Origin of the sequence: Priestia taiwanensis, from assembly GCF_014638355.1 — a bacterium.
Lineage (GTDB): Bacteria > Bacillota > Bacilli > Bacillales > Bacillaceae_G > Priestia_D > Priestia_D taiwanensis.
The window spans coordinates 78,828-102,040 of the sequence record NZ_BMFK01000001.1 but is presented as its reverse complement, the minus strand read 5'-3'; the positions used below and the strand labels follow the sequence as shown (position 1 = coordinate 102,040).

The 23,213-nt window shown below is 38.5% G+C and carries 29 protein-coding genes; 10 read left to right on the top strand and 19 right to left on the bottom strand.

Translation table 11 applies throughout. From position 1 onward, the window contains the following. The first annotated feature begins 28 nt into the window (after positions 1–28). Positions 29–556 (top strand): DUF309 domain-containing protein, encoded by a 528-nt coding sequence (locus tag IEV41_RS00580; RefSeq protein WP_188386526.1) that lies wholly within the window; start codon positions 29–31, stop codon positions 554–556. 103 nt (positions 557–659) lie between these two features. Here the strand turns inward: IEV41_RS00580 and IEV41_RS00575 are convergent, their stop codons facing one another. From IEV41_RS00575 to IEV41_RS00560, 4 genes are all read right to left on the bottom strand, one after another. Further along, a complete protein-coding gene (locus IEV41_RS00575; RefSeq protein ID WP_188386525.1) occupies positions 660–1,223 on the bottom strand; it encodes a maltose acetyltransferase domain-containing protein in 564 nt (187 codons plus the stop codon). Between the two features lie 34 nt (positions 1,224–1,257). Beyond that, positions 1,258–1,629, bottom strand: coding sequence for a GNAT family N-acetyltransferase (locus tag IEV41_RS00570; protein ID WP_188386524.1), 372 nt, complete (start codon positions 1,627–1,629; stop codon positions 1,258–1,260). A 145-nt stretch (positions 1,630–1,774) separates the two neighbouring features. After that, positions 1,775–2,212, bottom strand: a complete 438-nt coding sequence (locus tag IEV41_RS00565; protein ID WP_188386523.1) for a peptidylprolyl isomerase — start codon at positions 2,210–2,212, stop codon at positions 1,775–1,777. A gap of 69 nt (positions 2,213–2,281) precedes the next feature. Further along, positions 2,282–2,773: an NAD(P)-dependent oxidoreductase gene (locus tag IEV41_RS00560; protein ID WP_188386522.1), complete on the bottom strand. Its 492-nt coding sequence runs from the start codon at positions 2,771–2,773 to the stop codon at positions 2,282–2,284. A 216-nt stretch (positions 2,774–2,989) separates the two neighbouring features. On the opposite strand from IEV41_RS00560, the gene IEV41_RS00555 reads away from it, so the two are divergent. Beyond that, entirely contained in the window at positions 2,990–3,868 is an 879-nt protein-coding gene (locus tag IEV41_RS00555) for a DUF1002 domain-containing protein (protein WP_188386521.1), read from the top strand. 41 nt (positions 3,869–3,909) lie between these two features. Here IEV41_RS00555 and IEV41_RS00550 read toward each other — a convergent pair whose 3' ends face one another. The 13 genes from IEV41_RS00550 to IEV41_RS00490 form a co-directional block, all read right to left on the bottom strand. Continuing rightward, a complete protein-coding gene (locus IEV41_RS00550; protein WP_188386520.1) occupies positions 3,910–4,545 on the bottom strand; it encodes a DUF3885 domain-containing protein in 636 nt (211 codons plus the stop codon). 198 nt (positions 4,546–4,743) lie between these two features. After that, positions 4,744–6,072, bottom strand: a complete 1,329-nt coding sequence (lysA, locus tag IEV41_RS00545) for a diaminopimelate decarboxylase (protein ID WP_188386519.1) — start codon at positions 6,070–6,072, stop codon at positions 4,744–4,746. A 174-nt stretch (positions 6,073–6,246) separates the two neighbouring features. Then, positions 6,247–7,725: a spore germination protein gene (locus IEV41_RS00540; RefSeq protein WP_188386518.1), complete on the bottom strand. Its 1,479-nt coding sequence runs from the start codon at positions 7,723–7,725 to the stop codon at positions 6,247–6,249. Continuing rightward, entirely contained in the window at positions 7,700–8,281 is a 582-nt protein-coding gene (spoVAEA, locus tag IEV41_RS00535) for a stage V sporulation protein SpoVABEA (protein ID WP_188386517.1), read from the bottom strand. The genes IEV41_RS00540 and spoVAEA overlap by 26 nt, the downstream gene beginning before the upstream one ends. A 5-nt stretch (positions 8,282–8,286) precedes the next feature. Continuing rightward, a complete protein-coding gene (gene spoVAE, locus IEV41_RS00530) occupies positions 8,287–8,637 on the bottom strand; it encodes a stage V sporulation protein AE (RefSeq protein WP_188386516.1) in 351 nt (116 codons plus the stop codon). A gap of 3 nt (positions 8,638–8,640) precedes the next feature. Next, positions 8,641–9,654 carry a stage V sporulation protein AD gene (gene spoVAD, locus IEV41_RS00525; protein WP_188386515.1) on the bottom strand — a complete coding sequence of 338 codons (1,014 nt, stop codon included), beginning with the start codon at positions 9,652–9,654 and terminating at the stop codon, positions 8,641–8,643. Positions 9,655–9,667: 13 nt separating this feature from the next. Beyond that, positions 9,668–10,120 (bottom strand): stage V sporulation protein AC, encoded by a 453-nt coding sequence (gene spoVAC, locus IEV41_RS00520; protein WP_188386514.1) that lies wholly within the window; start codon positions 10,118–10,120, stop codon positions 9,668–9,670. A 13-nt stretch (positions 10,121–10,133) separates the two neighbouring features. Beyond that, complete coding sequence (locus tag IEV41_RS00515) at positions 10,134–10,556, bottom strand: stage V sporulation protein AB (RefSeq protein WP_275583687.1); 423 nt, start codon at positions 10,554–10,556, stop codon at positions 10,134–10,136. Next, positions 10,543–11,163 (bottom strand): stage V sporulation protein AA, encoded by a 621-nt coding sequence (locus IEV41_RS00510; protein WP_188386512.1) that lies wholly within the window; start codon positions 11,161–11,163, stop codon positions 10,543–10,545. The genes IEV41_RS00515 and IEV41_RS00510 overlap by 14 nt, the downstream gene beginning before the upstream one ends. Before the next feature lie 179 nt (positions 11,164–11,342). After that, entirely contained in the window at positions 11,343–12,101 is a 759-nt protein-coding gene (gene sigF, locus IEV41_RS00505) for an RNA polymerase sporulation sigma factor SigF (RefSeq protein WP_188386511.1), read from the bottom strand. Positions 12,102–12,114: 13 nt separating this feature from the next. Next, a complete protein-coding gene (gene spoIIAB, locus IEV41_RS00500) occupies positions 12,115–12,555 on the bottom strand; it encodes an anti-sigma F factor (RefSeq protein ID WP_188386510.1) in 441 nt (146 codons plus the stop codon). Beyond that, positions 12,555–12,905 carry an anti-sigma F factor antagonist gene (gene spoIIAA / locus IEV41_RS00495; RefSeq protein WP_188386509.1) on the bottom strand — a complete coding sequence of 117 codons (351 nt, stop codon included), beginning with the start codon at positions 12,903–12,905 and terminating at the stop codon, positions 12,555–12,557. The genes spoIIAB and spoIIAA overlap by 1 nt, the downstream gene beginning before the upstream one ends. A 95-nt stretch (positions 12,906–13,000) precedes the next feature. Continuing rightward, complete coding sequence (locus IEV41_RS00490; RefSeq protein ID WP_188386508.1) at positions 13,001–14,179, bottom strand: D-alanyl-D-alanine carboxypeptidase family protein; 1,179 nt, start codon at positions 14,177–14,179, stop codon at positions 13,001–13,003. 268 nt (positions 14,180–14,447) lie between these two features. Between IEV41_RS00490 and IEV41_RS00485 the strand changes: the two genes are divergently transcribed. From IEV41_RS00485 to IEV41_RS00450, 8 genes are all read left to right on the top strand, one after another. Then, a complete protein-coding gene (locus tag IEV41_RS00485) occupies positions 14,448–14,867 on the top strand; it encodes a GntR family transcriptional regulator (protein ID WP_188386507.1) in 420 nt (139 codons plus the stop codon). Next, the gene (locus tag IEV41_RS00480; protein ID WP_188386506.1) at positions 14,833–15,714 is read left to right on the top strand and encodes an ABC transporter ATP-binding protein; all 882 of its coding nucleotides are present in this window, start codon (positions 14,833–14,835) and stop codon (positions 15,712–15,714) included. Before IEV41_RS00485 ends, IEV41_RS00480 begins: the two co-directional genes overlap by 35 nt. Further along, positions 15,704–16,729, top strand: a complete 1,026-nt coding sequence (locus IEV41_RS00475; RefSeq protein WP_188386505.1) for an ABC transporter permease — start codon at positions 15,704–15,706, stop codon at positions 16,727–16,729. The genes IEV41_RS00480 and IEV41_RS00475 overlap by 11 nt, the downstream gene beginning before the upstream one ends. Positions 16,730–16,733: 4 nt before the next feature. Then, positions 16,734–17,774 carry an ABC transporter permease subunit gene (locus IEV41_RS00470; protein WP_188386504.1) on the top strand — a complete coding sequence of 347 codons (1,041 nt, stop codon included), beginning with the start codon at positions 16,734–16,736 and terminating at the stop codon, positions 17,772–17,774. 168 nt (positions 17,775–17,942) lie between these two features. Beyond that, complete coding sequence (locus IEV41_RS00465) at positions 17,943–18,362, top strand: GntR family transcriptional regulator (protein ID WP_188386503.1); 420 nt, start codon at positions 17,943–17,945, stop codon at positions 18,360–18,362. Next, entirely contained in the window at positions 18,328–19,209 is an 882-nt protein-coding gene (locus tag IEV41_RS00460) for an ABC transporter ATP-binding protein (RefSeq protein ID WP_188386502.1), read from the top strand. Before IEV41_RS00465 ends, IEV41_RS00460 begins: the two co-directional genes overlap by 35 nt. Beyond that, the gene (locus IEV41_RS00455; RefSeq protein WP_188386501.1) at positions 19,199–20,245 is read left to right on the top strand and encodes an ABC transporter permease; all 1,047 of its coding nucleotides are present in this window, start codon (positions 19,199–19,201) and stop codon (positions 20,243–20,245) included. Before IEV41_RS00460 ends, IEV41_RS00455 begins: the two co-directional genes overlap by 11 nt. Positions 20,246–20,298: 53 nt before the next feature. Then, positions 20,299–20,646 carry a hypothetical protein gene (locus IEV41_RS00450; protein WP_188386500.1) on the top strand — a complete coding sequence of 116 codons (348 nt, stop codon included), beginning with the start codon at positions 20,299–20,301 and terminating at the stop codon, positions 20,644–20,646. 384 nt (positions 20,647–21,030) lie between these two features. On the opposite strand, the gene IEV41_RS00445 is transcribed toward IEV41_RS00450, so the two are convergent. Then, positions 21,031–22,335 carry a pyrimidine-nucleoside phosphorylase gene (locus IEV41_RS00445; protein WP_188386499.1) on the bottom strand — a complete coding sequence of 435 codons (1,305 nt, stop codon included), beginning with the start codon at positions 22,333–22,335 and terminating at the stop codon, positions 21,031–21,033. Positions 22,336–22,400: 65 nt separating this feature from the next. After that, positions 22,401–23,207, bottom strand: a complete 807-nt coding sequence (locus IEV41_RS00440) for a purine-nucleoside phosphorylase (protein ID WP_188386498.1) — start codon at positions 23,205–23,207, stop codon at positions 22,401–22,403. Positions 23,208–23,213: the final 6 nt, after the last annotated feature.

Here is a 23,213-nt window from a genome sequence, read left to right as displayed (position 1 = left end):
AAAAACAAAAGAAACGAGGACGAAATCCATGTACGCACATGCATATATTGAATTTCTTAGTCACTTTCACGGTGATCGTGACTATTTCGAATGCCACGAGCTATTAGAAGAACATTGGAAAGAAGATGAGCGAGGCGAACGAAAAATCCACTGGGTTGGGCTTATTCAAATTGCAGTCTCCTTATACCATCAACGACGAGGAAACTTCCGCGGCGCCGAGAAGATGTTAGCAAGTAGCGAACGTATTCTTACAGCGAATCAAGAACCAATCGAAGCACTCGGCTTAGACGCACTAGAACTTCTGTCGCGTATACGTACTCGCTTAGAACTAATTCGCCAGCATGAACCATACACGCATCTCAACTTACCGATTTGTGATGCAAACTTACTGACAACATGTACCGAACATTGTCATGATCGTGGATTCATATTTGCCGATAGTTCTTATATCCCGGACGAGCACATTGTACATAAGCATATGCTTCGCGACCGCTCGGATGTAATTGAAGAACGTGAGAAGCAATTGGTACTCAAAAAGAAAAACAACAAGCGATGAGCCTTCTAGCTTGTTGTTTTTCTTTTATACACATTTAACGATATAGCGCTTTCACAAATTCAATACTATCTTCATAAGGCTCGAGCTCTATCCCCTCTTCTCCCTACTTGTTTTTAATCTGCTTTAATACCCTCGCAGGATTTCCTCCAACGACAACATTATCCGGCACGTCTTTCGTCACGACAGCTCCCGAAGCAACCACTACGTTATTTCCTATTGTAACACCTGGATTAATAATAGCTCTTCCACCAATCCAAACGTTGTCACCAACCGTTACTGGTACGCCATATTCTGCGCCAGATATTCTTTCCATTGCATTCAGTGGATGCGTTGCAGTGTATATATGTACACCTGGTGCGATGAAGCAGTTATCTCCTATTCGAATCTCACAAACATCTAAAAACACACAATCAAAATTAGCAAAGAAATTCTCACCGATATGTATGTTATAACCATAATCACAACGGAATGTTGGTTCTATGTATAGATTGTCTCCTGTAGAACCAAACAGTTCTTTGAGTAGTTCTGTTCGTTCGCTCTCATCTGTCTCTAGACTTTCGTTAAACAATCTTGTTAGCCGTCTTGCATGTACTCTTTCTTTCATTAATTGAGCATCACCTGCTTGATACAATTCTCCAGCTAACATTTTTTCTTTTTCCGTCTTCATTCCACATACCCCCATACAAAAAAAGCAGAGATAATTATCTCTGCTCTACACTATTTTCTATTGTACAAAAACATTTGTCATAAAAATTCATTGTATCTTCACTCGCTGTTATATTCTTTGTCGGATATTCTGCGCTTAATGCTTTTACTATTTGTTTTCCAATTCCTTGCTGCCGATGAGATGGATTAACACATACATGCTCAATTTGAATACTATCACCTTGCACGTATATTCCAATAATACCAATCATATCTTCTTCATGTTTCCAAAGATACAATTTGTAGTTCGGATCTGCCTCATACTTCTTCATCGTCGCACGTAAATTGTTCAAGTTCTTTTCTTTAGGCATAAATGACAACAATCCCATTGCAATCTTTTCATAATGCTTTTTATACCGTATTAACATGATACAACTCCTTACTCATGAATGACTCACAAAATAACCATAACAGCGCTTTGTACAAAAGCCCTAAGAATAGTAAGATTATCATTACCCTATTTTCACCAAGAACTAGTGTATACGTTATATTACGTCCACGTCAAATAGTATATTACTCTTCATCCCAAACTGTTACTTCTTTCATTACATCGCCTTGATGAATGCGGTAAACAGAGTCCAGGCCTTCGATTACTTGACCGAATACTGTATGTACGCCATCTAAATGTGGTTGTGGCTCATGAACGATGAAGAACTGGCTTCCACCTGTGTTACGGCCAGCATGTGCCATTGATAATGCACCTGCTACGTGACGGTGTGGGTTGCCTGCTGTTTCACAGTCGATTTCGTATCCTGGACCACCAGTACCTGTTCCGTATGGGCATCCGCCTTGTGCTACGAAACCAGGGATAACACGGTGGAATGTTAAACCATTATAGAAACCTTGACGGATTAACTTCTCGAAGTTTTCTACTGTTCCTGGAGCATGCTCCGCATATAATTCAATGATGATTTTCTCGCCATTTTCGAATTCAATACTTGCTTTTTTCATAAGATATGTACCTCCTAATTTTGTATCTGATATATCATACCACAAAACAATTGAAATGAACAAAGCTCCTTATGCTTTTTCTTGCTTCCGCTTCGCTTTGTACTCTTCTACAATAGAAGCATATCTCTCATCGTATTGCTTAGCTAATTGTTGCTTAATCTCTTTCGCTAGAACTGGACTTGCGCCTGAAGTAGAGACAGTCAACGTCAACTTGCCTCTCCTTACAACAGCCGGAACGTGAAACGAGGATTCTGATTGTTCACTCACCACATCCACCCACTGGAAATCATTCGCACAAGCTTTCACGAGACGATTCACTTCCTTATCATCCGTTGCCGCAAAGATAAGGTGTGCCTCCTTTATATCCTCTGGCTCGAAGTACTTCTTCTCCCACGTTATAAAAGTAAGTTCATTGAATCTCTCTACAATTTCCGGGCTAATTACTATCACTTCTGCACCCGTCCCAGCAAATCCTTGTGCTTTTCTTAGGCCGATCTTTCCCCCACCAACAATGACAACACGCTTTCCTTCTAACTGAAGCATAGCAGGATAATCAAGCATTCCCATCCCCTCCTTTGCCTCTTATTCTATCATGACATTCATTCGACTAAAAACTACTTAAATCCTTCTACTGACGGTCATTTTTCTCATTTTGGACAAACTCCATAAATGGATAATAATTCCACTTATTTAGAAAAAACGTGACAAATCTCAAAAATGTACTATAATGAACTCACTGCCCTGTACTATTCAAGATATTCAAGGAGGGTGTTACCTTTGTTTAAAAAATTAACAGCTTTAGCCCTAGCGGTGTGCATTACGCTATTACCACTACCAGCGCTTGCAGACGTAGTAGTAGGCGAATCGATCGTTACATTAGGCGAAAATTTATCTACTGAACAAAAAAATCAAGTCTTAAAAGACATGAATGCCCCACAAGGTGTTCAAACAATTACGGTATCAAACCAAGAAGAACATAAATATCTAGGAGATGTTATCCCGAAATCTCAAATCGGCACAAGAGCAATTTCTTCTGCCATGATTACGTATACGAAAAAAGGTACAGGTGTTGTCGTAAAGACGAACAACATTAACTGGGTAGAAGATAACATGTATGCGAGTGCCTTAGTTACAGCTGGTCTGAAAGATGCAGAAATCTACATCACATCACCATTCCCTGTTTCGGGAACAGCTGCTTTAACAGGTATTATGAAAGCATACGAAACATCAACAAATACAAAAATTGACGATGAAGTTAAAATCGTCGCAAACAAAGAAATGGTAACAACGGCAGAGCTTGGTGAATCAATCGGTAATGACCAAGCAGTTCAGTTCATCTCAGAAGTAAAGAAAGAGATTGCGGCAGAACAACCGCAAACAAAAGAAGAAGTTCAATCGCTAATCCAACGACTAGCAGAACAATTCAATCTAACATTATCTGATGAACAGTTAAAGAGCTTAGTAGATTTATTCAATTCTATGAAGGATATCAACATTGATTGGAAAGCAGTCGGCGAAGGTCTTAACAACATTAAAGGCCAAGTAACAGGCTTCTTAGAATCAGAAGAAGGTAAATCATTCTTCGCAGCAATCGGTGATTTCTTCAGCCGCCTATTCGATGCAATCGGCGCATTCTTCAAAACATTATTTAGTTAAGACGACAACAGGACAGTCCACGTAGGCTGTCCTGTTTCTATTTATCTATTAAATACGTTATCGATTGCTGGTCGGTCGTAGTCTAATATCCATTCGTTATATGTATCATATACATAGCGAATTGTTTCCGTTGAAGTCGCAATAACATCACATCCTCGATCATCATACACATGAAAAATCGTATCATTCTTCCTATTAATAAAATACACACAATGATACAGCTTCGGACGCATCCCCATATCTTGATTACAAATCGCTTGTATCATCTGCACGTAACGTATATCAGAAGGACGACAACGTAATGTAAAGCGATGTGTTTTATATAGACCCTCTTCATTATCTTCCGGATACACATATGGAATTGTTTGATGATGTACGCGATATAAATCTTCTTTCTTCTTCACATACGGCGCAAAAATATTTAATTTACGTTTGAACGTTTTTCCATCCGCATAATCATTAACGTCGATAACAATATACACTTCATCATCCAATAGATGCAATGCATGAAACAATGCAATAGCCCTGTTATATACACCTTGTAAATACGTTATCGTCGTATCATTCTCTTTCATAACACCTAATTCGTAACGAACCCCTACTTCCCAGCTATAAAAAACAGCGGAACGTAACACAAGATTAGGAAATGTTTCAGCTAAATAGTTTTCTAATTTCATTCTTTCTTCTCCCTTATTTTGTCTCCACACCTCCATTCTATCACTTCCCTACTCCTCCCAAAAAGGAAAGCCTCCACCACCCTTACTAGCCGCTCCATTTACGTATTTAATCAAGTTACCCAACATGGGAAGAAATTATACATCCACTTATCCCAAAATTAAAAAGAAGGCTCGCACTCACGTACGAACCTTCTTCTCCTATCGTTCATTATTTCTTACGACCGATTTATAGGCTTTATCAAACTTTATAATATCCTCATACGTCTCACGTTCCACAACAACCTGTGCTTCCTCATTCTCAACAAAAACTACAGCTGGTCGTGGCAAACGATTATAGTTACTTGCCATCGAGTAGCAATATGCACCTGTACATGAAATAGCAAGTATATCTTCTGCTTTCGGTGAAGGCAATGTCACATCCCAGATAAGCATATCCCCTGTTTCACAGCATTTCCCTGCTACAGAGACAAGCTCTGTCTTCTCTTCCTTCATCCGATTCGCCAAAGCCGCTTCATATTTCGCATCATATAGAGCTGTACGAATGTTATCACTCATTCCACCGTCTACAGATACGTAATTACGTACGTTCGGAATATACTTCGTCGAACCAACTTTGTACAATGTTGTTCCTGCGTCACCAGCTAAAGCCCTTCCTGGCTCAATCCAAATTTCCGGTAACACCATACCATGAATATGTGTAAAATGCTTCGCTACCGAAATAATATGTTCCACACATACCGCTGGCGATGCAGGAATATCTTCATCGGTATAACGAATACCGAATCCTCCACCAAAGTTCAAGACTGTTGAGATAAATTCAAACTCATCACGCCACTGCACGAGACATTGGAATACTTTTTCTGCAGCTAAGTGAAACGATGTCATATCAAATATTTGCGATCCAATATGGAAATGTACACCTAACAAAGAGAGATACGGTGCTTCTAGTGCGCGTCGCACAGCTTCTGTTGCCCCGCCACTTTGCAAATCAAAACCAAACTTCGAATCTTCTTGCCCTGTCAAAATATATTCATGCGTATGCGCTTCTACACCTGGTGTCACACGTAATAAAATTGGCATACGCTGTTCATATTGTTCCGTTAACTCTTTTAACAACTCTAGTTCATAGAAGTTATCGACAACTATACATCCTATATTGGCACGCAAGGCCATCTCCAACTCTTCTCTACTTTTGTTATTTCCGTGGAAATGAATACGTTCTGTCGGGAAATTCGCTTGTAGTGCTGTATATAATTCGCCTCCAGATACAACATCTAAACTTAATCCTTCTTCTTCTACTACTTGAAGCATTGCAACTGTACAAAATGCTTTACTTGCATAAGCAACTTGCGCCTTCATTCCATGTTTCGCAAAAGTATCAACAAATCCCCTCGCTTTTTGACGTATAAGAGAAACGTCATATACATACAATGGTGTACCGTATTGCTTGACTAACTCTGTCGTATCCATTCCACCAATTGTTAAATTCCCTCGTTCATTTACCGCGCTCGTTCCATGCAAGTACACTACCCTATCTCCCCTCATCCAATGTAGACTAGCCGAACTGTTCTACTCTATTATATGTTCGTATTTTCGAAATGCTTATACTACAAAAACAGTAAATATGCCTCTATTTACTGTTTTTATTGGAATATTTAGATTAATTTATCACACATACTATAAATGCGCAATAGTTTTTGTTTAAGACTGACGTTTCATTTGCATTGGATGAATTCCGCTTGGACGCTTCCGATCACTTGCCATCGGAGGACGAAGGAAAATTTGTAAGAATGCTCCTGGATTAAACGGGATAAGCGGCCATAAATACGGTGTTTGCAATGGCTTTTTGGACGCTAAATAAAGAATGACGAACGTAACTCCAACGACAAATCCTTCTTCATGGAAGAAATATACAAGGATCACTAAAAATAATCCTACTATCCGATTCGCACCTCCAAGTTCATGACTCGGCGTCGCAAATGTACCAAGCATTGCAACTGCAGAATATAATACGACTTCTGGTAAGAACAACCCTACTTCAATCGCAATTTGACCAATTAAGGTGGCTGCGACTAGTCCCATCGCGGTAATAATTGCATTCGGTGTATGAAGAGCTGCCATCCGTAAGAACTCTAAGGCGAGAATCGCAAGAAGAATTTGTGCAACTACTGGCATATTTGAATGTTCTGCTGGGCCGATATAACTTAGTTGTGGTGGCAATAACTGTGGCTCTAATACAAATACGAACCATAAAGGTAGTAATAAAACAGATGCAAATACTGCCATAAACCGGAATAAACGCACCATCGTCCCTTGCAATGTTGCAGTTCGGTACTCTTCCGCATGTTGCAAGTGATGGAAGAACGTCGCTGGTGTGATAAGTGCACTAGGTGACGTATCAACAAGAATTAGCACATGCCCCTCTAATAAATGCGTCGCTGCAATGTCAGGTCGCTCCGTTACCTTTGTTTGTGGAAATGGATTAAAGCCTTGATTAAGTAGAAATTCTTCTACCATTTTCTCAGCCATCGGTAGACCATCGATATTAATATTCGTTAACTCTTGTTTAATAATGTTAATTAGTTCTGGATTCGCCACATCTTGTATGTACGAGATCACGATATCCGTCTTCGAACGGACACCGACCTTGATTACTTCATTACGTAGACGCTCATCACGAATACGTCGACGAATTAATGCCGTGTTTACGATAACATTTTCAACAAAGCCATCCTTTGAACCTGATATAATTTTCTCTGCTTGTGGTTCTTCTGGATTTCGTCCTGGATAAGAACGTAAATCGATACTTAATGCTTTTGCTTCGCCATCAACAAAGATGATAAATAAACCACATAATAATTGTTCTACAATATCTTCAAATGCTTGCAGCGTACTCACTTGTTGATGAATGATTCTCGATTCGACTAAATCAAATATACTTTTGCTATTTTGTGCTGTTTCATTAGGCGTATCAATTAATTCTTCTAATAGTTGAACAATTAACGTAGAATCACATAACCCATTTACATAATAAGCTTGTACTTCTGTACCAGCTACATGAATAGTACGTGAATCAATATCAAATGTAATGCCTATTCCAAGTCTTTCTTTCAAATAGTTCGCATTATCACCAATGAAAGACGACACCGGAATACTAACGGAAGTATCCGTGTTGCTCATTGAAGCCACTCCTCTCAAAGATAATATCAATTGCTTTTTTTGTGATAGGCGAACCTAACTTAATATCGTCCTTTCCGCCCATTTTCCCGATATCTCCGATGCCGATAATAATAGGTACATTTAGTTGATCCAAACAATAAATCGTATCACCATTAATCCGACCAATATCCATCTCCTGAATGCCAAATTTATCAACACCGTACTCTGTCAATTCTCCGAATGCATCGATACTCACATCCACGCGTGTCCACTCCCAATGATGCGTATTTGATGCGACTGCTAACACTCCTACTACATCAATATTCCGATGATTGGCAACATACTTCATTGCCCGTTCACCCGGACCTTCTCCAATGAAACCACTGTCATCAAACATTACAAAAACTGGATCGTGGGGAGTTTGAAGAATTAATTCAACAATTTTGCTACCACTTAGCTTCGACGGATTGCCTTGAGATTGCGAAATACAACGTCCCCCATATTCTTTCGCCAAAAAGGAAATTGTCCGAAACGCATATTCATCACCATCTGTTACCAAAACAATCCTTCGTCTCATCGTGTCTATCCTTTCGGTTTAAAAATTAATGCAGCTAAAAACCCAAAAATAATTGCAGCGGAAATACCAGACGACGTTAATGAGAAAATCCCCATGCCTATTCCGACAAACCCATGTTCCGAGGCCTTCTCCAATGCTCCGTGTAAAAGTGAATGGCCAAAGCTCGTAATCGGTACCGTTGCACCTGCACCAGCAAATTCAATTAAGTCATCATACAAATGAAATGTATCTAACAGTGCACCACTCACAACAAATGTTGCCATTAAATGTGCAGGCGTGAATTTCGCCTTATCTAACAACAATTGACCAATTACACAGATTAATCCACCTACAATAAAGGCCCATACAAATTGCATCCTCTACACCCCTTTCACTCGTTCCAACACAACACCATGTGCAATCGTTGGAATCGTTTCTTTCTGTTGAATCATTGTTGGGCTCAGTAGTGCACCTGTTGCAACAACAAGAACACGGTTATATGTTCCTTTCTTCATCTCATCGATTAAATGAGCGTATGTGACAACCGCACAACATGCACAACCACTACCACCAGCAAATACTTCTTGATCTGGGTTATAAATTAATAACCCACAATCCGTATAGCGGTCGCCCATATCATATCCCTCATCTTGTAACATACGTTTACAGATTGGTTGGCCTACTTTCGATAAGTCTCCTGTCACAATTAGATCATAGTCACTTGGCTTACGATCTAAGTCCTCAAAGTGTTGCTTAATTGTATCAGCAGCAGCTGGAGCCATTGCCGAACCCATATCGAACGGATCTGTTAAGCCCAAGTCTTGTACTTTTCCAATTGTTGCGGATGTCACCTTGATTGCACTTTTTTCTGTACTGACAAGTGCGGCACCCGAACCAGATACAGTAAACGTTGCACTGTCTGGCTTTTGTCCACCATACTCCGTCGGGTAACGGAATTGTCGTTCAGCCGTTGCATTATGGCTACTTGTTGCAGCAATAGCTTTTTTGGCAAAGCCAGCATCAATTAAAGCCGAGGCAACCGCCAACGTTTCCATTGAGGTCGAGCATGCCCCGAACATACAAAGAAATGGTACTTGCATTTCTCTCGCAAGGTAATTCGCTGTGACGTTTTGATTTAATAAATCACCTGCTAGCATAACGTCTACATCATCAATGGTGACATTCGCCTTTTGCAAACAATGATTAACCGCATCCCTCATCAATGTTCGTTCTGCCAGTTCCCAGCTATCTTCGCCACAATATAAATCTTCATATGTTTTATCGAATTTACTTGCAAGCGGACCTTGTGCCTCATCCGGCCCAACAGCTGTCCCTGTTTCATTCACATATACATCATTTTCAAATACCCATGTTTGTTTTCCAGTAAGACGCATTGTTTTTCTCCCTTCACATCCAAATACTTACCGCATAACGAATCATTCCGAGTATATATGCTGCAACAACACCGAATACAATGACACTACCCGCTAACTTAAACATATTCGTCGCAACTCCAAGCACAATGCCTTCACTACGATATTCAATTGCAGCACTCGCCATCGAGTTCGCAAATCCCGTCACCGGTACAGCAGAACCTGCCCCGGCAAATTGACCAAGCTTATCGTATACACCTAATCCTGTTAAAATAGCCGAAATTAAGACAAGCGTTCCAACTGTTGGATCACCTGCTGTTTCTTTTGTGAAATCAAAATATGTAATATAGAAGTTTGAAATAAGCTGACCAATGACACAAATCGTACCACCAACAAGAAATGCTTTCACACAGTTTTTGAAATAAGGGATTTGTGGTTGATACCCTTTTACGTCTTCTTTGTAATTATCTTTTAGCTTTTTGCTCATAGTTGTCTCCTTCTTACTCAATGAAATAAATCCAATGGAATAACGATCCTACAATCTTTCCAAGCGCAATTGCCATTAGTAAATAAATGATTTTCGTTTCTAACCCTACTCGCTTCGTTAAAATAGGAAACACGTTCAATATCTCTGTTAACGCTGCCGCTAACATGCCCACGAACACGCCACACGCTAAGCCAATCGGAATCAACACGTACACAGATAACGTAAATGCCGCATCTTGTAAGCTCATCCATCCATTCACTACGGCTCCTAAAACAACTGCCCACTGCAAATAATGAACATACTTATTTGCTTTTGCTAACTGTGCTAATCGTGGAATGACACCAAGCACAGTCAAAAATGCGACAAACCCACTTCCAACTGCAATGCCGCCCGCAAAACCTGTAAAGACGACGAAACAATACTTAAGAACGATCAATATCCTTCTGCTGTTCCTTCTCGTCATGATGAATCACATATTGATCAAGTGATTGCTGATATTGAAACATTTCTACTTCGAGCGGGCTTGGCTCTTCGTTAATACGCTTTTGAAACACATGATTAAAGAACAAAATCATTCCCACCCCGAGTCCAATAGAGTACGGAATTTGAAATACAAGTGGCTTTTCCTTTACTTCCCCAGTAATCATGTAATAAATACGTTGATGTACTTGTTGCATACTCACATCTTCATGGAAGTAAATAATGGCTAGTCCAGCACCAACAAACAACAACAACCAAGTGACTATAAGAAAAAATGGATTAATCTTCTTCTTTCTCACATTAATCTCAACAAGTGTTTGTGTCGGACCAATGACGTTGCACTCCACATGTGGAACATGCTTTTTGATAGCGTCTAGTACAAACATAATATCGAGAACAACATGTGTTTTGTCCTTCTTACTTATTTCGTAAATGATAATGTCCTGCAATGCATGTACAATTTCTACCTCTCCAATCAATTCCGCTATATCCTTGAGTTTGATTGGATGAGCAGGGTCTACAAGCAAACGATGCCGTAGTCGTATATACAACATTTGACTCACATCCCCACATCCTTTTATGAGTAGTATGAGTATTGTCTTTATTTTCATGCACAGAAAATGAATGGATTTTGAGTGATACTTTCACCTTTTCTGCTAGTGTTACCCACTTATATTACGGCTATCAACACATTTCCATTCCTAATCATCCTCTCCTATAAAAATAAAAAAAGACCGAATGGCTACTCGCCTATTCGATCTTTCATTTGAGCTAATATTTTCTTTTCCAGTCGCGATACTTGTACTTGTGAAATGCCAAGCCGTTCGGCCACTTCAGACTGAGTTTGATCTTTGTAATAACGTAAATATACGATGAGTCGCTCTCGCTCATCTAATTCACGGATTGCTTCTTTCAATGCGATTTTGTCAAACCATTTTGCTTCGCTTTGATCAGCAATTTGATCTAACAATGTAATTGGATCGCCATCATTCTCATACACTGTCTCATGGATAGATGATGGCGTACGGCTTGCTTCTTGTGCTAGCACGATATCCTCTACTGTCATCTCCATATGCTCAGCAATTTCTGAAATCGTTGGCATACGCCCTAACTTCTTCGATAGTTCGTCTTTTACTTTTCGTATTTTGTTCCCTGTTTCTTTCAGAGAACGACTTACTTTTACGGTACCATCATCGCGTAAGAAACGTTGAATCTCCCCGATAATCATCGGAACTGCATATGTCGAGAATTTTACGTCAAACGACAAATCGAATTTATCAACGGATTTCAACAAACCTATACATCCAATTTGGAATAAATCTTCTGGGTCATATCCCCGATTTATAAAACGCTGCACAACAGACCATACGAGCCGGAGGTTATTTTGCACGATTGTATTCCGTGCTTCTTGATTACCTTCTTGGCTCTGCTTAATGAGTTCTTTTATGTCAGCATCTTTCAAACCTGCCTTCTTCTGGTCTTTTCTAACCTCCACATCCATAGGCTATATCTCCTTAATTACACAACGCATTGCTTTTTGATAAATATTTTGAGAGATGAATGGTTGTGCCAGATAATTCGTTCGATTCTACTTCACATTTGTCCATGAAGTTCTCCATAATCGTAAAGCCCATACCTGAACGCTCAAGTTCTGGTTTCGTTGTAAATAATGGCTGACGTGCTTCCTCAACATCGTGAATACCAATCCCTTCATCACGAATCGATAAATGAACCATTCCATCCTCTAATACAATCGAAATATAAACAATACCATTTGGATTTCCTTCATAACCGTGAATAATAGAATTAGTTACGGCTTCTGATACAACTGTTTTAATCTCTGTTAATTCATCTAAAGTTGGATCTAATTGTGCGACGAATGCTGCAACAGCCACACGTGCAAATGATTCATTTTGACTTAACGCCGAAAATTGAAGGTGCATTTCATTTCTCATTATGCCACCCCCAACGTGTAAAGCGCATGTGCTTCATTCTCTTCTAATCGAATGATTTTAAACAAACCAGACATTTCAAACAAGCGCTTCACAGCTGGTGAAATGGAACAAACAACCATTTCTCCGCCTTTGCCTTTAATATACTTATAGCGTCCTAATATCACACCTAAGCCCGAGCTGTCCATAAACGCTAATCCTTCTAAATTCAAAATAATGTGCTGAATTGGCTTATGTTCAAGAACTGTTGTCACCTTCATACGTAACTGTTCTGCCGTATGGTGGTCTAACTCTCCATCAAGTCGGATACAAAGCACGTCTTGCTTTACTTCTAAGTTAATCGAAAGACTCATTGATCCTTCCTCCTTCTTATATGCATAAGGATTTGTTTCGCTGAGTCTCTCCTGAAATCCTTCCACCTGACAAAACTAGTGTAAATTCGATACGATTAGTTAAATCGTGTAAATGAACCCATCGTACGTTTGAAAATTTGCCACCAGCTTGCTTCTTGTACATCTTCACTTGCGATAAGTGGAATTTCAGATACAACTTTGTTTTTGTTCTTCACGACAAGTGTACCTAATTCGTCACCCTTTTTCACAGGTGCTCGCACACTATCTTTTTTCTTCACTTCTTGTGTTAAATGCTCTCCCTTTTCACCTTTACGTAATAAAAGAGATACGTTATACTCGGCAACAAGTGGAAGTTCTTCTTTCTCTCCCTTGCTTACCTTTATCTTCTGGACTAATTGTCCTTTTTCATATAATTGCTTCGTTTCATATGTGTTAAATGCAAAATCGAGTAACTTTGATACTTGTGCATTTCGTTCTTTCGACGTTTGAGCGCCCATCACAACAGAAATAACACGCATGTTACCTTTTTTCGCTGTAGCAGTTAAGCAATATTTCGCCTCACCAGTGAAACCTGTCTTCAATCCATCTACACCTGGGTAAAATTTCACTAGCTTATTCGTGTTCACAAGCCAAAACTTACGATCCGTATTTTCTCGAAGATAACCTTCATATGTACCTGTGTACTTCGTAATAAGCGGATATTTCAATAACTCTCTTCCCATGATAGCCATGTCGTACGCCGATGAATAATGATCTTTCGCTGGAAGTCCTGTTGGGTTTTGGAACTTCGTATTTTTCAACCCTAACTCCTGTGCCTTCTCATTCATCATCTTCACGAACGCTTCTTCTGAACCAGCAATTCGTTCTGCCATCGCCATTGAAGCATCATTTCCAGACGCAATTGCGATTCCACGCAGCAACTCATCGACTGTCATCTCTTCGCCTACTTCTAAGAAGATTTGCGAACCACCCATCGAAGCTGCATACTCACTTGCGCGAACTTTCTCCTCAAGTGTTAACTTCCCACTCTCGATTTGATCCATAATAAGAAGCATCGTCATGATTTTCGTCATACTAGCTGGTGGTAATGCTTGATTGCTATTCTTCTCATACAAAATATTCCCAGTATCCTGCTCGATTACAACCGCAGATGAAGCACCTGGAACTAAGTCTGTACTTGTACTCTCTTCCTTCGACTTATTCGCAGAAACCGTTGAATAAGTTGGTGGCATTACTAGAAGAAGTACAACAAATGCCCCAATTAAACGTTTCATACTCATAACCCTCCATTCTTTATCCCACGCTAAACTTCGCTATTCACTATTTAAGGGAATCTAACCCACGAGTGGTAGCTTTTCTATACCATACCTATTTTTTCCATACACTCTTTTTTTATACGGGTTAAAACGAAGATTTGAAAAAAGTTTACATTTTTTAACTTGTAACTACTTGCTTTTATTACCAAAATATTCTACAATTCAAGTGTATTAGTTAAAGTAGTACACTTAATACACTCAATACACTTTTAAAAGGATGGTGTATATGCACATATATATCGATTCGAGGAGTAGTACCTCGATATGGGAACAAATTGTTCAACAAGTGAAGGAATCAATTGTCAAAGGATATATGACTCCAAACGATAAACTCCCCTCGGTTCGGGAATTATCCTCTATTTTGGTCGTCAATCCGAACACAGTAAGTAAAGCGTATCAAGAATTAGAGCGCCAAGGGGTTATTGAAACAATACGTGGAAGGGGGACGTTTGTCTCTGCTCATTTCGAGCCAAAAGCAGACAAACAACAATTAACAATGATGAAAGAATCACTAAAGAAAATGATTATTGAAGCGAAATATGCTGGAGTAGACCAACAAATGCTACACCAATGGATTGAAGAAATTATGGAAGAGTTAGGGGGAGAAACACATGCTGAGCGTACAAAACGTGACGAAAACAATTGATAACAAAACTGTTCTCAAAGATATTACCTTCACGATCCCACCTGGTTCGATCACAGGATTACTAGGTCGAAACGGTGTCGGAAAGACGACATTAATGCGCACAATGATTGGCATTCTTGATCCAGAAGAAGGACGAGTATTAGTAGACGATGTGGACATCCATCAACAACCGTCTATTAAACAAACAATTATGTTCGTTCCAGACTCGCCTACTGTCATTGAGAAATACAAAGTGAAGGAGCTTGTTACGTTATACAAAGCAATCTATGAAAAATTCGATGAAGCATATTTCTATGAACTAATAGGTCGCTTCTCGTTACACGAACAAAAGATTAGCCGTTATTCAAAAGGAATGAAAGCATTACTTCATATCATTCTTGCTTTCTCTACGAAAGCGACCTACATCTTACTCGATGAACCAACGAACGGGCTTGATCCAATTATCAAGAAACAAATCTTACAATTTATGATTGAAGAAGTATCAGAACGAGAATTATCTCTCTTAATCTCGACGCATCACTTAGAAGAAATTGAGAAAATCGCTGATACTGTCATTATGCTAAATAACGGACAGATGGAAGGCATCACATCTCTTGAAGACATGAAAGGAAACTACGTGAAAGTACACGCTATCTTTGAACGTTCGTTCCCGCAAAAGCTAGAAGCATTATCAAATGTGACGATACTAGAACAAATCGGCCGTGTACACACCGTACTTATCAAAGGGAATGTAGAAGAAACATTGCATAAGTTCAGACAAGAAACTCCTATTTTCCTAGAGGAAATCCCAACGACATTAGAAGACGTCTTCGTCCATTCGTTAGGAGGAAAGAAAGATGTTTCATAAAGCACTTTGGTTACGAAACTGGAAGCAATCGAAGTATGTTGTGGTTGCGTTTTGGATTGCAATGTTTTATTTCTTGCCGTTTCATTATTTGAGTAAACTATGGAATGCTATGTATATTGCTGTAAATTATAACCAAGCAATAAATTACAGAAATTATTTTAATGGAGACGGGCTTGCTTTATACGGGGCAGCCATCCTGATTATTTTGGCAGGAAGCTTAATAGGTAGAGAACGAACAAACGATTCAAGTGATTTTCATTTCTCCTTACCTTTTTCAAGAAAAGATCTCTTCCTCTCGAAATGGCTTTTCGGTGTGGGTCATATCGTTATCGGACTCGGAATAAATATACTAATTGTTATTGCATTAGCAGAAACAACGATGATTAACATGTATGAAAGGTCAAATCATTGGCTACTATTCTATCTCATTGCTGTTGTTGTGTTAACTGCTATTTTCTCATTCGCCTTGTTCCTTGGTACAATTACAGGCAATATCGTTTTACAACTAGTCTTGAGTTTTGTAACATTAATTTTTGCTCATGGACTAACGGCGTTAATGGAAGTGGCACAACGTATACATGTTGACCGTGTATACGGGCTAGTTACACAAACAGAGATATTCTCCACAATCATAACGCATTTACAACCAACCTATATATTACAGGAGTATATAGTAGCTTACGATGAATATAGCGACTTTTCGGTATATTCACTAGATTTGTACTATCTTATGGTGCCCGTTTGCGTCATTATCTTCAGCTTTCTAGTAGGAATGCTGCTATATACACGAACAAAAAGTGAAAACAACGGTAAAGCATTGTTATTTCCTGTGCTACACCTTCCCTTTATTGTATGTACGGTCATTTGCTTTGCATTATTCGGAGGATATTTCATCGCAACCTTATTTAATAGTACGTTAATTAGTTACTATATTGGCTTTATTGGCGCTGGAATTGGAACGTTCTTCTTCCTAAGAAAAATCATAACATTGAAATTGAAATCACAAATGAGGTGAGAACATGTGGAATAAAGCACTGTGGCTACAAAACTGGAAAAACTCAAAATACGTGATATATACACTTTGGATCATCCTTTTTGTAACAATTCCTATATATTATTTACAAGCGTTATCCGATAACTATAATTATGAAAAAAGAAATGGGACATTTGAATATCAACATTATTTTGATATCGCATATCCTACTATCACTGTAACAATACTAATTCTTTGTTTAGCAATCATGTTAACAACAATGGAATACCATAATGAAAATAGTGACTTCCATTTGTCCTTACCTTTTTCAAGAAAAGATATCTTTTTTTCAAAATTCGTTTATGGAGCGATACATATTATCGTAGCTTTAGCAGTGAATATTGCATTAACATTAATTATTATCCAAACAACAGTTATTCATCAGTATGAGACAAATGCATATGCACATTGGGGAATGTTCTTTTTATTAGCGAGCGCCACATTCGTCGCGATTTACGCGCTAGCATTATTTATCGGCACCATTACAGGACATGTAGTTGCCCACTTTACACTAACAGGCATCCTCCTCTTTTTTACACACGGCTGTATTCTCCTAGTAGAACGCATCCTATACGCACACACATGGAGCCAGAATTTCACATTTTACGAGGCACATGATGCAATTAAATCATTTACATTACCAATTATGTTAGCAGAGTATAGCATTACTAATAGTCCTGGTTATGGTACGTCTTATAACGATCCTGATTATCTACCCGTATCATTTGATGTCATGATGCCAACACCTTATTTGTTCTTATCGTCAGCAATTATCATTGCTATTTGCCTTTATTTTGGCCAACAAGCATGTACACATACAAAAAGTGAGAATGGATACAAAGCATTACTATTTCCATCTCTACACCAACCGTTCATTATTTGTACATCCATTTGTGTTGCTTTAGTAGGTGGATTTTTTGACTCTGCTCCTGGATACTTATTTATTAACTATATCCTCCTCATCTTTTGCGGCCTTGTCACATATTTCCTTTTACAATGGATATTTCGCCGAAAGCAAGTAGCTTAGCTACTTGCTTTTTTTGCATCCCTAAAGAAACACATTTACAAAATTATGAATTTTTTTAAAACAATCGTTTCTTTTTCCTAATAATTAACATATAATCATAGTACACTATACACACTAGTACACTTAGTGTTTTGTGATTATGTACCTTTTTGAGGAAGGAGGGCTTCTATGAAGATCCACATTAATCCACGAGGAAGTGTACCTGTATGGGAACAAATTGTGCAGCAAATAAAAGAATTTATCATTAAAGGTGTTCTTTTGCCGAACGAAAAACTACCTTCTATCTTAGAATTATCATCAATGATTATCGTCAATCCAAATACAGTTGGTAAAGCGTATCAATATCTAGAACGACAAGGAATCGTCGAAACAATCCGAGGAAGAGGAACATTCATATCCGAGAAGTTCCATCCCACTGGCAACGAAGAACAACAACTAGAAATAAAAAAAGCATTAAAGAAACTTCTTATTGAAGCAAGCTGTATAGGTGTAACAGAAGAGTTGTTTCGTACATGGATAGAAGATATTATGAACGATTTAGGGGGCGAAAGCGATGCTACAAGTAAAAAACCTATCAAAAAAAATTGATGACCGAAGTATTTTAGAAGATGTCACATTTTCTATTCCACCAGGTTCCGTTACAGGTCTTGTTGGACGTAACGGCGTTGGTAAGTCTACGCTTATGGAGACGATGATTGGTATCCTAGACCAAGACGCCGGAGAAGTGACATACAACGATATGAATATTCATAACAACCCAGCTATTAAACAAAAAATTGTCTTTAGTCCAGACTCTACCTCCATGTTAAAAAACTACACAGTGAAAGAAATCGTCAACATCTATAAAATGATCTACACCACATTCGATGAAGCATATTTTTATACATTAGTAGAACGGTTCTCCTTACCTACTGGAAAAATGGCGAACTACTCCAAAGGCATGAAAGCACTCATTCAAATCTTACTTGCTTTCTCTACACGAGCAGAGGTTGTCTTGCTTGATGAGCCGACAAATGGTCTTGATCCGTTTATTAAAAAGCGCGTTCTACAATTCATTATTGAAGAAGTTTCTGCGCGTAACGTATCTGTTCTTATCTCTACCCATCACCTTGATGAAATTGAGAAAATTGCTGATACCGTTGTTATGCTGAAAAAAGGAAAAGTAGACAGTATTACTTCATTAGGTGATATGAAAAATGATTATATGAAAATACAAGTTGCTTTCGAGAAATCATTCCCACAAAAGCTTGAAGCATTGTCAAACGTCAGTATTCTAGAAACAACTGGACGTGTTCATATTGTATTAATACGAGGAAACGCTGAAGAAACATTATATAAATTTACAAAAGAAACCCCTCTCTTATTAGATGAACTTCCGATGACCTTAGAAGACTTATTCGAATATAATTTAGGGGGGAATGGACATGTTTCATAAAGTATTATGGTTGCACAACTGGAAACAATCGAAGTTTGCCATCTTAGCAATGTGGATTGTAATCTTTTTCTCGATACCATTTGATTATTTAACACTAGTTACTCGTAATTATGAACAGCGTGCTGATGGATTCATGGATCCAATCTATTACGGTAAAGGGTTTAGCCTTATTGCCCCACTTGCGATTACGATTGTCCTTGCTTTATTTGCCGCCTTCTTACTCAACGGGAAACGTAATAACGGTAGCTTAAAGTTTCAATTTTCTTTGCCGTTTTCACGTAAGGAATTGTTTTTAGCAAAGTGGTTTTTCGGTGCCGTGCATATTTTACTTGCTTTAATTGGTAATATCATTATAACAATTATCACTATTCAAACGTCCTTTATTCGGAACTATGAAGATATCTCTCATTGGCCAATGTATTTCTTATTTGCTAGTTTTGCTTATGTTGGTATTTACTCTGTTTGCCTATTCGTAGGGACATTTACGGGACGTATTATTTCACAAGTATTGCTTAGTTTCTTGCTTTTATTCATCGGGCAAACTGCTGTTATGTTAATAAGACCATTTATTCAAGTACTACTGCAAAAGCCTGATCCTGAATTTTATATTGATTCTTTCCACCTTATTAATATTACAACTTTACCAACCATGATGTATGAGTATCACTTTTGGAATACGTCTACCTATGATGGATCTAATCCTACTGATCCACTCTCATACTTCAAAGTAGAATACCCATCATATGACACACTGATCGCAGCAACTATCATTACCGGATTAAGTATATTCATTGGTTCATTTATTTTCTCACGTAATAAGCTAGAGCGTAACGGTCAATTCCTTCTCTTTAAGAAGCTAGAGCCATTTTATATTGCCCTTATTACCGTTATTGTCGCACTAGTTGGAGGAGCATTATCAAATGGAAGCTCGTACTTATACTTCCTCTATTTCTTTGGATTTGGAATCGTTATGTTCTTTATTTTGCGATTACTATTCAAAAGAAACTCAAGGTTTCTTAGTCAACAGTCAACATGAGAAAAAGGGTAATTTATTCACCCTTCTTTACTAAGGAAAAGGAGTGCTAGAATATGAACATAACAAAAGGGATAACAGTCATCTTACCAGCTATTCTTATGTTTACAATTTGTAGCATCATGAAGGAGAATCTTCTACAATACAATGACATGCAACTGAAGGGTTTCTATTTTGGAGTACTTCTTATCTACATTCCAATCTTGTTTATTCTACAAGGAATTACGAATGCATTTTTGAAGTTACCTATTTTCATACCACTAGGTGTATCTGTGATAGCTGCTACTATTTGTATGCTAGTCTATTATAACGATAGCGCTCTCCCTTACGTCGTGTTTTACATGATTTTGTATAGCATTGCATACTTTGTAGCAAAGAAATTTGTAAAAAGGAGACACGAATAAAAGCTCTTACAAAAACATCATAAAAGTTGTTACAGCAATCGCCTTCTCACTTTGCTATGCTGCCTTAGAACATAATATATTTAACTATGGGCCAATGGACATCAAAGCTATCTATAATTAATTCGCTATTTCTTTACTTTCCATCGATGTTTGTTCTACAAGCAATAGCATGTGGATTCTTTACGACATATAGATGGAAATCGCTTAGTTTAAGCATCCTACCCTGTACATTTACATTTCATTTTTACTATAACAGTGTTGTATTTTTAATTAGTTATCTATTCTTTTTATTTTTCGTCTATTTCGTGGAGAAAGCTGCTACAAAAGAAGCAACATCAAAAAGCCCGAACTCTCACATGCCAGGAGAGTTCGGGCTTTCATGCATTATTCAGTAATTACACCGTGTACTAATACTGGTTCAGCAACTTCTTCTTTGCTGATTTTCATGTTTGCGTAGATAATTTCTTTTACTTTCTCTACGTCTTCTGTGTTTGTATACATTGTTACTAAAGACTCGCCTTTAGCAACTTTGTCGCCTACTTTTTTGCGTAACATTAAACCAACAGCTAAATCGATTTCTGATTCTTTCGTCGCGCGTCCTGCACCTAAGATCATTGCTGCTGTTCCAATTTCGTCAGCAACGATTTCGCTTACGTAACCGTCTTCTTTCGCTTCTACTTCAATTACGTATTTCGCTTGTGGTAATTTAGAAGGATCATGTACGATTGAACCGTCTCCACCTTGTGCCTCAAGGAATACTTTGAACTTCTCTAACGCTTTACCGTTATTCATTACTTCGATTAATTTCTCACGTGCATCTTCAAGTGATTCTGCTTTACCAGCTAGGAATACCATTTGGCTACCTAATACTAAGCATAACTCTTCTAAGTCTTTTGGACCTTTTCCTTGAAGTGTATCGATCGCTTCTTGTACTTCTAGTGCGTTACCAATTGCATATCCTAGTGGTTGGCTCATATCTGAAATAACAGCCATCGTGTTACGGCCTACGTTGTTTCCGATGCGAACCATTGCGCCTGCTAATTCTTTCGCATCATCAAAACTCTTCATGAATGCGCCTGCTCCTGTTTTTACATCAAGAACAATTGCATCTGCACCTGCAGCGATTTTCTTACTCATGATTGAGCTTGCGATAAGTGGAATTGAATCTACTGTCGCTGTTACGTCACGAAGTGCATATAACTTCTTGTCAGCTGGCGTTAAGTTTCCACTTTGACCGATAACAGCAATTTTATTTTTGTTTACTAAGTCGATGAACTCTTGGTTGTCGATTTCTACGTGGAAGCCTTCGATTGCTTCTAATTTATCGATTGTACCACCTGTATGACCTAATCCACGGCCTGACATTTTCGCAACTGGTACGTCAACAGCCGCTACTAATGGGCCTAATACTAATGTCGTTGTATCACCTACACCGCCAGTTGAATGCTTGTCTACTTTGATTCCTTCGATATCAGCTAAATCAATTGTGTCACCTGAGTTAACCATTGCCATTGTTAAGTCTGCACGTTCTTGCTCTGTCATACCTTTGAAGAAGATTGCCATTGAAAGCGCACTCATTTGATAGTCTGGAATAGAACCATTTGTGAAACCATCTACAATGAAGTTAATTTCTTCTGTTGTTAATACATGTCCGTCACGTTTTTTCTCGATTAAATCTACCATTCTCATATTAATCATCCTCCGATAAATATAGTAAGAGAGAAACGACTGATTCCAGTCGCCCTCTCCCTCTATTACATTTCGCTAACGATTTCTTTTACTAACGCTAAGAAGTTTGCTTTTACTTTTTCTGTTGTTTCAATTACTTCTTCATGGTTTAATGGTTGATCTAAAATACCAGCTGCCATGTTCGTGATACATGAAATACCTAGTACTTCCATACCAGCATGACGTGCAACGATTACTTCAGGAACTGTTGACATACCAACAGCGTCCCCTCCTACTGTACGAATCATACGGATTTCTGCTGGAGTTTCATAAGAAGGTCCTGTTACACCGAAGTATACGCCTTCTTTTAAATCTAAACCCAGTTTCGTTGCTACACCTTTCGCCACTTCACCTAAACGCTTAGAATACGCTTCTGACATGTCAGGGAAGCGAACACCCATTGTGTTATCATTTGGTCCGATTAGTGGATTTGTTCCCATGAAGTTGATGTGGTCCGTAATTAACATTAAATCACCAGGTACGAAGTCGGTCTGTACGCCACCTGCTGCGTTTGTTACAACGATTTTCTCCACACCTAATTCCTTCATTACACGAACAGGGAACGTTACTTTGTTCATATCGTATCCTTCGTAGAAGTGGAAACGCCCTTGCATCGCTACTACAGGAACTCCTTTAATAGTTCCGAATACTAGCTGGCCTGCGTGACCTTCAACTGTTGATACAGGAAATTCTGGAATTTCGTTATATGGAATGCATACTTGATTTTCAATTTCCTCTACTAATACCCCTAAGCCTGATCCTAAGATTAAACCGATTTCTGGTTTAATTGATACTTTTTCTTGTAAAAATTTCGCTGATTGTTGAATGTTCATTCGTTT

Excerpts from the sequence above, each read along its gene's own strand:
- IEV41_RS00580 (WP_188386526.1), top strand. The coding sequence starts at position 29 with ATGTACGCACATGCATATATTGAATTTCTTAGTCACTTTCACGGTGAT.
- IEV41_RS00575 (WP_188386525.1), bottom strand. The coding sequence starts at position 1,223 with ATGAAGACGGAAAAAGAAAAAATGTTAGCTGGAGAATTGTATCAAGCA.
- IEV41_RS00570 (WP_188386524.1), bottom strand. The coding sequence starts at position 1,629 with ATGTTAATACGGTATAAAAAGCATTATGAAAAGATTGCAATGGGATTG.
- IEV41_RS00565 (WP_188386523.1), bottom strand. The coding sequence starts at position 2,212 with ATGAAAAAAGCAAGTATTGAATTCGAAAATGGCGAGAAAATCATCATT.
- IEV41_RS00560 (WP_188386522.1), bottom strand. The coding sequence starts at position 2,773 with ATGCTTGATTATCCTGCTATGCTTCAGTTAGAAGGAAAGCGTGTTGTC.
- IEV41_RS00550 (WP_188386520.1), bottom strand. The coding sequence starts at position 4,545 with ATGAAATTAGAAAACTATTTAGCTGAAACATTTCCTAATCTTGTGTTA.
- IEV41_RS00540 (WP_188386518.1), bottom strand. The coding sequence starts at position 7,725 with ATGAGCAACACGGATACTTCCGTTAGTATTCCGGTGTCGTCTTTCATT.
- spoVAEA (WP_188386517.1), bottom strand. The coding sequence starts at position 8,281 with ATGAGACGAAGGATTGTTTTGGTAACAGATGGTGATGAATATGCGTTT.
- spoVAE (WP_188386516.1), bottom strand. The coding sequence starts at position 8,637 with ATGCAATTTGTATGGGCCTTTATTGTAGGTGGATTAATCTGTGTAATT.
- spoVAD (WP_188386515.1), bottom strand. The coding sequence starts at position 9,654 with ATGCGTCTTACTGGAAAACAAACATGGGTATTTGAAAATGATGTATAT.
- spoVAC (WP_188386514.1), bottom strand. The coding sequence starts at position 10,120 with ATGAGCAAAAAGCTAAAAGATAATTACAAAGAAGACGTAAAAGGGTAT.
- sigF (WP_188386511.1), bottom strand. The coding sequence starts at position 12,101 with ATGGATGTGGAGGTTAGAAAAGACCAGAAGAAGGCAGGTTTGAAAGAT.
- spoIIAB (WP_188386510.1), bottom strand. The coding sequence starts at position 12,555 with ATGAGAAATGAAATGCACCTTCAATTTTCGGCGTTAAGTCAAAATGAA.
- spoIIAA (WP_188386509.1), bottom strand. The coding sequence starts at position 12,905 with ATGAGTCTTTCGATTAACTTAGAAGTAAAGCAAGACGTGCTTTGTATC.
- IEV41_RS00490 (WP_188386508.1), bottom strand. The coding sequence starts at position 14,179 with ATGAAACGTTTAATTGGGGCATTTGTTGTACTTCTTCTAGTAATGCCA.
- IEV41_RS00485 (WP_188386507.1), top strand. The coding sequence starts at position 14,448 with ATGCACATATATATCGATTCGAGGAGTAGTACCTCGATATGGGAACAA.
- IEV41_RS00480 (WP_188386506.1), top strand. The coding sequence starts at position 14,833 with ATGCTGAGCGTACAAAACGTGACGAAAACAATTGATAACAAAACTGTT.
- IEV41_RS00475 (WP_188386505.1), top strand. The coding sequence starts at position 15,704 with ATGTTTCATAAAGCACTTTGGTTACGAAACTGGAAGCAATCGAAGTAT.
- IEV41_RS00470 (WP_188386504.1), top strand. The coding sequence starts at position 16,734 with ATGTGGAATAAAGCACTGTGGCTACAAAACTGGAAAAACTCAAAATAC.
- IEV41_RS00465 (WP_188386503.1), top strand. The coding sequence starts at position 17,943 with ATGAAGATCCACATTAATCCACGAGGAAGTGTACCTGTATGGGAACAA.
- IEV41_RS00460 (WP_188386502.1), top strand. The coding sequence starts at position 18,328 with ATGCTACAAGTAAAAAACCTATCAAAAAAAATTGATGACCGAAGTATT.
- IEV41_RS00455 (WP_188386501.1), top strand. The coding sequence starts at position 19,199 with ATGTTTCATAAAGTATTATGGTTGCACAACTGGAAACAATCGAAGTTT.
- IEV41_RS00450 (WP_188386500.1), top strand. The coding sequence starts at position 20,299 with ATGAACATAACAAAAGGGATAACAGTCATCTTACCAGCTATTCTTATG.
- IEV41_RS00445 (WP_188386499.1), bottom strand. The coding sequence starts at position 22,335 with ATGAGAATGGTAGATTTAATCGAGAAAAAACGTGACGGACATGTATTA.
- IEV41_RS00440 (WP_188386498.1), bottom strand. The coding sequence starts at position 23,207 with ATGAACATTCAACAATCAGCGAAATTTTTACAAGAAAAAGTATCAATT.